The 3060-nt window shown below is 35.5% G+C and carries 3 protein-coding genes; 1 reads left to right on the top strand and 2 read right to left on the bottom strand.

The genetic code is table 11. The features are described from left to right. Positions 1–22 precede the first annotated feature (22 nt). Positions 23–187 (top strand): hypothetical protein, encoded by a 165-nt coding sequence (locus tag GXZ93_06585; GenBank protein HHT79437.1) that lies wholly within the window; start codon positions 23–25, stop codon positions 185–187. Positions 188–275: 88 nt separating this feature from the next. On the opposite strand, the gene GXZ93_06580 is transcribed toward GXZ93_06585, so the two are convergent. Continuing rightward, entirely contained in the window at positions 276–1568 is a 1293-nt protein-coding gene (locus GXZ93_06580) for a transcriptional regulator (protein HHT79436.1), read from the bottom strand. 181 nt (positions 1569–1749) lie between these two features. Next, positions 1750–2961 carry an MFS transporter gene (locus tag GXZ93_06575; GenBank protein ID HHT79435.1) on the bottom strand — a complete coding sequence of 404 codons (1212 nt, stop codon included), beginning with the start codon at positions 2959–2961 and terminating at the stop codon, positions 1750–1752. Positions 2962–3060: the final 99 nt, after the last annotated feature.

The following is a 3060-nucleotide window of genomic DNA, read 5'->3' as shown; positions in this document are numbered from 1 at the left end:
TACGCTGATGTGGGATGTATTTATGAAAAACTGGGACAGAAACAATACTAATCTGGATATAATAAAATGCGATAACCACATACTTGATGCTGACTTTGCTCAACTCTTAAACACATGCATGGGCGATATGCTTGATAAAAAATGGAAAAAAGGGCTATACAGGGAATTAAAAAATGTAGTTGAATAAATATCTTTTCCTTAAATATTTATATCTGGCAAAAGAAGACTTTAGCCAAAAAACTGATTTATTAAATTAATAATTTAATTAAATTATTTTATTTCCATTTTTCAATGGATACTTTAAGCGCTTCATTTCCTTTCTGGTTTGCTGCTTCAGCAAGAGATATGCCTTTACCAAGAGCCTTTGCAGCCTGCATCATCGACCTGGCCCCTTCAGTAGGGCCCATCGGATGTCCAAGGACTGCTCCCCCGCTTGCCAGCACTACTTCTCTTCCAAGTTCATTAACTATCTTTTCTGCACTATTCGGGTGGACACCTCCGCCGATTATGGGCATTGTTGGCCTTAATCCTCCAAAAGGAAGCTTATGCATATCTGCTATCTGCTTGTATCTTCTTTTCAGAAAAGGATATGTGCTATAAGGTGAACTGAACATACTCATGTCTGCACCGCACATCCTTGCAAATTTTCCTAAAAGAAGAGGGGTGGATATGCCTGTAAAAGGAGATTCTGTCATGGAACCGGCAGTCGCATAATGAGCCACAATCGGTATTTTTATTTCCTCCATCTCGGAAAGAGCCTGCAGAACACTTATTCCTGTGGAAACAAAATTAATCATTAAAAAGTCTGCGCCCTCTTCTATTGCAGTTTTTGCATGCTCCAGCACCTTGTCAAACCTGTCAGTAATATTTACACAATATCTTGTCAGGTGGCCTGTCTGTTCATACACCTCATTTGCCGCTTTTTTATATAAACGGACTCTGTCTTTAATGGAGCTGTAGCTTGTATCTGCAAATAATTCATCATCTTTTATGATATCTACACCTCCAAGAGCAATCTGTTTGAAAATAGCTGCTCCTTCACTTGCAGAATATCCAAGACAGGGCTTTATCATATTCAGCACGATAGGCCTTCTTTCAGAACCAAGACCCATATAATCATAAACTCCATCAGTTCCAAATCTGGGACCTTTAAAAGCTTTCAGAAATTTTCCTGAAAATTTGATGTCTATCAGCTTTACCTGGGCTGAAGTAGAGACATCATTTCCCAGAAGCGTAGTCATCAGCATCGGAAACTGAGGAGAAAAATTCTCATCAGGAAAAGCTATCTGTATTATATGATATGTCTCTTCCGGCAAATCAGGGGTCAGTTCAGCAGGCGGAATATCATAAATGCTTACCAGTTTTCCGCCATATTTTCTTTTCATTTCCGGTGTTATTCCCGGAACAGGCACCCATGTGCCTATTGTCTGACCTACTGCAAATGATTTTGCCTTTTCGTATATATCCTCATCAGATTTTGCAATATAAAAATATGAAGCAATGATATAGTCCCCTTCAAAACCTTCCTCGGGCAGAATCACTGGCGCAACGTCATTAAAATCTTTCATTTTAACCTTATCCTTATTATTTTTATTGTTTTAAAGTGTTATTTTACTTACTCAAGAATTTTTTTTGATAATATATTTAATGTATTTTTCCTAATAATTATAGCTTTAATAGATATAATTTGTAATTATTCAGACAGCGCTATGCCCTGACAATGCTTTGCTGTAAAAATCACGCAGTAAATCAGATTGCTGTCTCTGCCTTATTTATATTTTTCTTCTCATAAATTATTTTAACGATTATGGTCAGGAAAGTTAAAAACATAAATACGGCCGCTACACCCACAGACCAGGAGAGACTTCGGGCTGAAATAAATTTCGTAATAAACGGAGTAATTGAAGTGCCGAAATTCACAACAGCAAACACAATGCTTGCAAGCAAACCCCTGCCTTTCTCATAGACGGTGCTTGCATCAGCAATTCCAAGGGTAATAATTCCGGAACACCCCAGACCGGCAAGTGCTATTGCCGGATAAATAAATACAGGAGATTTTACAATCACAAAGAAAGCCATTGATATTACCCCCATTGCAGAAAGGACAAGCATAATATAATTTGATTTGATTTTTCCTGCAAACGTGCTTACTATCATCCTGCCGGCAAAAATTGCCATCCAGAATATCGAAACAGCAAGACTTGCTTTATCTATTTCAAAAAATCTTAATTTTCTTAAAAAAGTGGCCGACCATGTAGCAAAAATCGTCTCGGGAATAACATAGAAGAAAAGAAAAGTGCAGCCAAGTATAAAAATAATATTGATATATCTGATTTTGAAAATCTCTTTAAAATTTATTTTTTCCTTTGTTTCGTTTAAGATATTTTCTTTTTTATTTATTTTTTTCACAAAGAAATATAGCAGCAAAACTATAAGCACAATAAAAGCAGTTATATAATATGAGTATCTCCAGTTCAGATTATTTTTTATAAGGCTTGATGCTATAAAAGGCGCTACAAAATTTCCCACGGGATAAAAACTTAGGAAAATAGTTGTAAGACGTGGCTTATTATTAATTTTACTTTCCAGAATATAATTGGTTGCCTGTATCCAGATAACACCTGCAACATACCCTAACAATACATATAAAACATAAAAAACAATTAAGTCCCTTGCAAAACTCAAAGCAACTAAAAAACAGATCTGCAAAATATAGCCTGCAGTAAGAATCACTACTTTTTTCATAAACCGGTTATATATTATTGAGGTCAGCTGTCCAGATACAAGACCTATTGTAAAGAATGTAATAATAAGGTTTAAGTTTTCAGTACTGAAACCTGTATCTCTGCTCATCTCGATAAGCATAGGTCCGATGGTAAGAAAGTAAATGGGAGTTATAAAAATAGTGAGATAATTGGGAAGCTCAACAAGATAGTCAATAAATCCGTCTTTTTTTTGCATTTTTACATCCTGTCTTTAAAAGAATATTTAAATGAAAAACGACTCAGGTATTCAAATATATTTTTATAGCTTTGCCGGAGAAGTTCCCTTTAAAATATT

Source organism: Actinomycetota bacterium (assembly GCA_012837825.1).
GTDB lineage: Bacteria > Actinomycetota > Humimicrobiia > Humimicrobiales > Humimicrobiaceae > Humimicrobium.
Note: the sequence above shows the minus strand (reverse complement) of the source record. Positions and strands in the feature narration are given on the sequence as shown.

Excerpts from the sequence above, each read along its gene's own strand:
- GXZ93_06585 (HHT79437.1), top strand. The coding sequence starts at position 23 with ATGAAAAACTGGGACAGAAACAATACTAATCTGGATATAATAAAATGC.
- GXZ93_06580 (HHT79436.1), bottom strand. The coding sequence starts at position 1,568 with ATGAAAGATTTTAATGACGTTGCGCCAGTGATTCTGCCCGAGGAAGGT.
- GXZ93_06575 (HHT79435.1), bottom strand. The coding sequence starts at position 2,961 with ATGCAAAAAAAAGACGGATTTATTGACTATCTTGTTGAGCTTCCCAAT.